This is a genomic window from Pseudomonas sp. LFS044 (assembly GCF_047978245.1).
Taxonomy (GTDB): Bacteria; Pseudomonadota; Gammaproteobacteria; order Pseudomonadales; family Pseudomonadaceae; genus Aquipseudomonas.
The window spans coordinates 69,121-75,583 of sequence record NZ_JBFPFX010000033.1 but is presented as its reverse complement, the minus strand read 5'-3'; the positions used below and the strand labels follow the sequence as shown (position 1 = coordinate 75,583).

Genomic DNA, 6,463 nt, shown 5'->3' with positions numbered 1-6,463 from the left:
GGCTCCCACAGGGTTCAGCAGCGCTGCGCACATTGTAGGAGCCGGCTTGCCGGCGATGAGGCCACCTCGGGCTGCAGATAAACTCAGCGCCATGGCCAAGGCACTGATGGCTGATGCGGAGCTGGGCATGGGGCACTGACAATAGCGGGCAGCATGCCGCTGACCCATTGTGTACTGCCGAAAAGCGGGCATTAAAAAGCCGGCTTGTGGCCGGCTTCTCGGGGACGCTTCCGACTAATTTATGGTAAGTCGCAACCGCCTTAACTGTGTGGTCGCAAGGACCTGATAGAGATGGCCAACGCCCGTATGGGGTGTCGCCGAGCCCTCTGCTACGCGGCTTGCGCCGGTAGGGGCTGAATGTGCCGCGTAGCATACAAGGGCCGGTGCAGGATGCCCAGCAAAAAATGGCACAGGGTGTTTCAGTCTGGGCGTTGCTGGCGGAAATGCGACCAGTGGAATACCCAGCCGAGGACCTGCAGTTGCTGGGCCTGGCGTTGGGCGGGGGTGTAGCGTTCCACGGTGTAGTTGTGGCGGTCGTGGCTGTGCAGGCACAACGTGCCGTTATGCCCGAGGCTGAGGCTGTTCACCCTGACCGCGCCATTGTGCAGCAGGGCATAGGTTTCACCGTCGATCACTTGCGTCAGGCTGACATCGATGACAAGGATGGCGTCGCGGGGGACCCATGGCGCCATGTTGCCGGCTGGCATGGCCAGGCACGCGGCGTTGGCGGGCGCGACGCCCAGTGCCTTCAGTGCCTGGGCCGGCAGCCGCAGGCAATGGTTGTCGAGGGCAGCGAGTTGGCCATCCTGCACTTCGTAGAAGGGGACATGCAGCAGTTGGGTCGCCGGGGTCAACAGCGCGGTTGGCAAGGCATCCCGGGTTGGTTGAACCGCGCAACTGCGCAGGATCGAACTGGGGTGCTTGGGGCCTTCGCCGCTGCGCAACCAGCGACGGTGCACGCAGAACAGGTCGGCCAGCTCGTCGAGGCGAGCCAGGGGGATGCCGCGCTTGAACCAGTTGTTGACGTGCTGGGGTGTGACACGGCGCTGGGCGGCGAAATCGGAAGGGGTCAGGCCACACTCGTGGAGGAGGGCTTTGAGGCGGTCACCGGATGTGTTCATGCGGCCGAGTGTAGCGGCGGTGTGCGAGCAGCGATATGAACCGGGTGTTGACGCAACGTGTACGAAAAGTCCCTGGCTGTAGGGCGCTGGATTAGGAATGCGTAGGATTTTTTACTGCCCGCCGAGCGCCCACAAAAAAGCCCCAGCTCGGCGGTAATCCTTTTCACTTGAGAATGCCGGGGCCGCAGAGCGGCCCCGGCAGTCTTGAGTGAACAGCCGAGGCGGGGCTTTCTGCAATCGGTATCAGCCCTTGTAGGCAGCGACCGATTTGGTGATCGCGGCGCGGGCGGCGTCGGCGCCGTCCCAGCCTTCGATCTTGACCCACTTGCCCTTCTCGAGATCTTTGTAGTTCGCGAAGAAGTGCTCGATCTGCTGAATCAGCAGGGCGGGCAGGTCGGTGTATTCCTTCACGTCAACGTACAGCTGCGACAGCTTGTCGTGCGGAACAGCGATGACCTTGGCGTCGCCGCCGCCGTCGTCGGTCATGTTCAGGACGCCGACCGGACGGGCGCGGATGACCGAACCTGGGGCAACCGGGTATGGGGTAACGACCAGCACGTCCAGCGGATCACCGTCGTCGGCCAGGGTGTTGGGGATGAAGCCGTAGTTGGCTGGGTAGAACATCGGGGTAGCCATGAAGCGATCGACGAACAGGGTGTCGCTGTCCTTGTCGATTTCGTACTTGATCGGCGCGTGGTTGGCCGGGATCTCGATGGCGACGTAGATGTCGTTCGGCAGGTCTTTGCCAGCCGGAATCTTGCTGTAGCTCATTGGGCAGTGCCCCCGTGTTTGGTCAAAAAGTGGCGGCGATTATAGGCACATTCCGCCCGTGCATGCCACGCCCCACCTGATGCGCGGGCGCATCAGGCGTGGCTTTCGCGGTAGTCCGGGTGCTCGGCCTGCAAGCGTGTCAGGCGCGCCAGCGGGTCCTGGCGGTAGAACAGCGCGAGCTGCTGGTACACCTGTGGATAAGCCTGCAGCAGCAGGTCGGGGGCGCTGAAGAAGTATTCGCTGCTGACGGCGAAAAATTCCGCCGGGTTTTCGGCCGCGTACGGGTCGATGAGGGTTTCGGCGTCCGGGGCGGCGTCCAGCTGGCGGTTGAGGTCGTCATAGGCTTGCTGCATGGCCGTGGCCCAGGCTTGCACCTGCATGCCGCTGTGCAGCGGTGGCAGGCCGTTGGCATCGCCGTTGAGCATGTCGAGCTTGTGCGCCAGCTCGTGGATCACCAGGTTGTAGGCTTCCCAGCCGCCGCTGGCCAGCACCCCGGCCCAGGCCATGATTACCGGGCCTTGCTGCCAGGCCTCGCCGCTGTGCTCGGCGTCCCACACATGCTCCACACCACTGGCGTCGCGATGGCGCTGGGGGCTCTTGAAATCGTCGGGGTAGAGGATGATCTCGTGGAAGCCCTGGTACCAGTTCAGCTCGCCCAGGTGCAGCAGCGGCAGTTGGGCTTGTGCGGCGAGGAACAGGCGCTGCTCATCGCCCAGCTCCACCCCAGGCAGGGTGGTCAAGTGCTTGTCGAGCAGGAACAGGATGCAGGCTTCGCGTAGCCAGCGGTCTTCGTCATCACTGATGCCGTCAAGCATCGGCAGGCGTTCGCGCACCGCCTGCCATTGCTGCGGGTCGACCGGGTAGCGCGCCAGGGTGCGTTTGCGCCGCCAGGCGCTGAACGACCACATGCCTGCTGTCAGTGCGCCTTGGCTGTGCGGCCAAGGCGGCCACGCAGCAGGCCCAGGACCATCGGCACCAGCGACAGGAAGATGATGCCGACCACCATCAGCGACAGGTGCTGCTTGATGAATGGCACGTTGCCGAAGAAGTAGCCGAGGGTCACCAGGCCGCCGACCCACAACAGAGACCCGGCGACGCTGAAGCCCAGGAAGCGCGGGTAATGCATGTGGGCGATGCCGGCGACGAACGGTGCGAAGGTCCGCAGGATGGGCAGAAAGCGCGCCAGGGTCACGGTCTTGCCGCCATGGCGTTCGTAGAACTCGTGGGTGCGCTGCAGGTAATCGCGGCGGAAGATTTTCGAGTTGGGGTTGTTGAACAGCCGTTCGCCCGCCGTTCGCCCGATCACGTAGTTGGTGCTGTCGCCCATGATTGCCGCAGCCATCAGCAGGCCAGCCAACAGTACTGGGTCCATGCCGCCACCGGCGGCCACGGCACCGGCGATGAACAGCAGCGAATCGCCCGGCAGGAACGGCATGACCACAAGGCCGGTCTCGCAGAAGATCACGGTGAACAGGATGGCGTAGATCCAGGGGCCGTAGTTGGTGACCAGCAGATCAAGGTAGGCATCGAGATGCAGGATGAGGTCCAGCGGGTTGAAATCCATGTACAGCACCTGTGTTCTTGACCCGCAGCTACGGGCGCGCGGACCTGCGGGAGGGTAAATTTTCACACATGTCAGGAGGGGGCATTATACGGCTATGTAGGAAACATGCCCGGGGAGATTGTAGCGGGGGGTTACTGGGCGGGCTGCAGCTGCCTCATCGCGGGCAAGCCCGCGATGAGGCCAGTAGGTTCAGTCCAACGTAATTGGCAGGATGTAGCTCTCGAACTCAGTGTCCTTGCGAAACCCAATCGACTCATACGTCTTGCGCGCCGCCTCGTTATTCGCACTGGTCGATACCCGCATACGCACGGCCTGGGTGTCCTTGGCCATTTTCCTGGCCTCACGCATCAGGTGGTCGGCTACCAGCATGCGCCGCGAGTCTTCGGCGACGTAGATATCGTTGAGAATCCAGACGCGCTTGAGCGACAGCGACGAGAAGCTCGGGTACAGCTGGCAGAAGCCCAGCAGCTTGGCGTCGTCGTCATCCGGCAAGGCCAGGTAGATGACCGATTCGTCACGCTTGAGGCGGGTTTCGAGGAATTTGCGCGAGCTGTCCGGATAGGGCAGTTGGCCGTAGAACTCGCGGTATCTGACGAACAGCGGGGTGAGCAGGTCGAGGTGTTCCAGGGTTGCCTTGATGATGCGCATGTGCGGCCCTCAGAGTCCATTTGGGGAAACAGCGGAATGCCAGCAGCTTTCAAGCGCATGCTGCCCCAATGCGGGCCAGAAGCGCAATCCGCCTTCCGTGACATGTTTTATTACCCTTCGCCGAGTAGGAAGTTTCCTTTTTGTGTGGGGGTGTTTTCACTGTCGAGCGTATGGACCTCCGCCTCATCCTTCAGACTCACGCCCGACAACTGCCTGCGGCAGGCCTCGCGCATCAGGTAAAGCAGGCGATGTGCGGCCATGCCGTAGCTCAAGCCCTCCAGGCGCACGTTGGAGATGCAATTGCGGTAGGCGTCGGTCAGGCCGACCTTCGGCGCGTAGGTGAAATACAGGCCAAGGCTGTCGGGGGAGCTAAGGCCGGGCCGCTCCCCGATCAGCATCACGGTCATGCGCGCACCGAGCAACTGGCCGACTTCGTCAGCGACCGCCACTCGGCCTTGCTCCACCAGCACCACCGGTGCGCAGGTCCAGCCATCGGCTGCTGCCTGTTCCTCGAAGCGGGCCAGAAACGGCAAGGTGTGGCGGTGCACGGCCAGGGCAGAGAGGCCATCGGCGACCACGATGGCCAGATCGAACCCGCTCGGGTTGGCCTGGGCATGCTGGCGCAGCTGCTCGACCGAGTCGTCGTTCAGGCGCCGGCCCAGGTCGGGCCGTTGCAGGTACTGGTGGCGGTCGCTGGCGGCGCTGTGCAGTACCAGGCTGTCACGGCCGCGGCCCTTGAGTTGCTCGGCCAGGGCCTGGTGGTCGAAGGCCAGGTGCACGGCGTCCCGCGCCTGGGCGTGGGCGAACTGGAAGTCCAGTTGGGCGGCGGTCGGCAGGCTGATGCCGGTGCGGCCCAGGGCGATGCGCGCCGGGGTCAGGTTGCGCAGGGCCAGCCAGGGGTTTTCGGGGGTGGGGGTGCGATGGTCCATGGTCACCTCTATGCCAGCTGTGCCAGCGCCTGGCGAAACGCCGGCGGCAGGTTGTCGCCGAAGCGCACGCGGCCATCGGCCTGGGTGAAGATGCCGGTGCGCTGCAACCAGGCCTCGAACTCCGGCCCAGGCTTGAGGCCCAGGGTCTGGCGCGCGTACAGCGCGTCGTGGAACGAGGTGGTCTGGTAGTTGAGCATGATGTCGTCGGAACCCGGGATGCCCATGATGAAGTTGATGCCGGCCACGCCCAGCAGGGTCAGCAGGGTGTCCATGTCGTCCTGGTCGGCCTCGGCGTGGTTGGTGTAGCAGATGTCGCAGCCCATCGGCACGCCGAGCAGCTTGCCGCAGAAGTGGTCTTCGAGGCCGGCGCGGATGATCTGCTTGCCGTTGTACAGGTACTCGGGCCCGATGAAGCCGACCACGGTGTTGACCAGGAACGGTTTGAAATGGCGGGCCACGGCGTAGGCGCGGGTTTCGCAGGTCTGTTGGTCGACGCCGTGGTGGGCGTTGGCCGACAGCGCACTGCCCTGGCCGGTCTCGAAATACATCAGGTTTTGCCCGAGGGTTCCGCGCTTGAGCGACAAGCCGGCCTCGTAGCCCTCCTGCAGCACGTTGAGGTTGATGCCGAAGCCTGCGTTGGCCGCTTCGGTGCCGGCAATCGACTGGAACACCAGGTCCAGCGGCACGCCACGGTTGATCGCTTCGATCGAGGTGGTGACGTGGGTCAGCACACAGGCTTGGGTGGGGATGTCGTAGCGCTGGATAATGGCATCGAGCATCTCCAGCATGGCGCAGATCGAGGCGATGCTGTCGGTGGCCGGGTTGATGCCGATCATGGCGTCGCCATTGCCGTACAGCAGGCCGTCAAGGATGCTGGCGGCGATGCCGGCCGGCTCATCGGTGGGGTGGTTGGGCTGCAGGCGGGTCGACAGCCGACCGCGCAGGCCCATGGTGCCGCGAAAACGGGTGACCACACGGATTTTCTGCGCCACCAGCACCAGGTCTTGCACGCGCATGATTTTCGACACGGCGGCGGCCATCTCCGGGGTCAGGCCCGGCGCCAGGGCGCGCAGGCTGTCCTCGTTGGCTTCGTCGCCGAGCAACCAGTCACGCAGCCCACCCACGGTCAGGTGGCTGACCGGGGCGAAGGCCTGGGCGTCGTGGGTGTCGATGATCAGGCGGGTGACTTCATCCTCTTCGTAAGGGATCAGCGCTTCAGTGAGAAAGTGGCTGAGCGGGATATTGGCCAGGGCCATTTGCGCGGCCACCCGCTCGCCGTCGTTGCTGGCTGCCACGCCAGCCAGGTAATCGCCCGAACGTGCCGGGCTGGCCTTGGCCATGACTTCTTTGAGGCTGTCGAAGCGGTAGACCAGGTGGCCAACCGTGTGTACGAAACTTGCCATACAGAATCTCCAGAGCGCCGCGGGCGG

General features: G+C 64.0%; 7 protein-coding genes. All 7 read right to left on the bottom strand.

The window, feature by feature from the left end; genetic code table 11:
• Positions 1–419: 419 nt before the first annotated feature.
• Positions 420–1,121 carry a LexA family transcriptional regulator gene (locus ACNQPL_RS23170; protein ID WP_416468008.1) on the bottom strand — a complete coding sequence of 234 codons (702 nt, stop codon included), beginning with the start codon at positions 1,119–1,121 and terminating at the stop codon, positions 420–422.
• Positions 1,122–1,364: 243 nt separating this feature from the next.
• Entirely contained in the window at positions 1,365–1,892 is a 528-nt protein-coding gene (ppa, locus tag ACNQPL_RS23165; protein ID WP_016484715.1) for an inorganic diphosphatase, read from the bottom strand.
• 92 nt (positions 1,893–1,984) lie between these two features.
• Positions 1,985–2,800 (bottom strand): zinc-dependent peptidase, encoded by an 816-nt coding sequence (locus ACNQPL_RS23160; RefSeq protein ID WP_416468007.1) that lies wholly within the window; start codon positions 2,798–2,800, stop codon positions 1,985–1,987.
• 8 nt (positions 2,801–2,808) lie between these two features.
• Positions 2,809–3,456, bottom strand: a complete 648-nt coding sequence (locus tag ACNQPL_RS23155) for a DedA family protein (RefSeq protein WP_346614638.1) — start codon at positions 3,454–3,456, stop codon at positions 2,809–2,811.
• Positions 3,457–3,645: 189 nt separating this feature from the next.
• Positions 3,646–4,104 carry a GNAT family N-acetyltransferase gene (locus tag ACNQPL_RS23150; protein ID WP_346614637.1) on the bottom strand — a complete coding sequence of 153 codons (459 nt, stop codon included), beginning with the start codon at positions 4,102–4,104 and terminating at the stop codon, positions 3,646–3,648.
• Between the two features lie 110 nt (positions 4,105–4,214).
• A complete protein-coding gene (eutC, locus tag ACNQPL_RS23145; protein WP_346614636.1) occupies positions 4,215–5,033 on the bottom strand; it encodes an ethanolamine ammonia-lyase subunit EutC in 819 nt (272 codons plus the stop codon).
• An 8-nt stretch (positions 5,034–5,041) separates the two neighbouring features.
• Complete coding sequence (locus ACNQPL_RS23140; RefSeq protein ID WP_416468006.1) at positions 5,042–6,436, bottom strand: ethanolamine ammonia-lyase subunit EutB; 1,395 nt, start codon at positions 6,434–6,436, stop codon at positions 5,042–5,044.
• Between the last annotated feature and the right edge of the window lie 27 nt (positions 6,437–6,463).